1 protein-coding gene is annotated in these 486 nt (G+C 37.0%); it reads left to right on the forward strand.

Annotated features, from left to right (window positions below):
* The coding region (locus tag CQA62_RS06960; protein ID WP_170125581.1) for a hypothetical protein at nt 1–486 on the forward strand (486 nt) is incomplete at both ends.

Here is a 486-nt window from a genome sequence, read left to right on the forward strand (position 1 = left end):
GGGGGGGGATAAATTAAACCCTAAATATTCTTTATTTAAGCCCATAATTGCAAGTTCACTTGCTTTAGCTCTTGGTGTGAGTGTGGGGAGTGCACAAGATCACGATAGATTTGGGGATATCACAACAGTTGGCGAACACAATATTCTTAAGGGGCCACACTATAGCGGAAATATCACTCGCCCAAATACAACTGGAGAAATGACTGTTAATGTTGGAACTCAATCCGCAGTTGGCTTTATAGGAAATATTGGTGGAAATGGATTGGGCAGTCCATCTACAAGCGATCTCATTGTTAATTTTCTTAATGGTTCAACACTTACTGGAAATATTGAAACTGCAGCAAACTATTTTGCAGCAAATAAAGTAACTTTTAAATCTGGTAATTCTAGTGAGAATTTTGTTTTAACTGGAAATATTATTAGCTATGGACGAGGATATGTAGGTAGTAGTGATACAAACAAAGGAAACCATATTACTTTCCATCA

This window comes from Helicobacter cholecystus (assembly GCF_003364215.1).
Lineage (GTDB): Bacteria > Campylobacterota > Campylobacteria > Campylobacterales > Helicobacteraceae > Helicobacter_G > Helicobacter_G cholecystus.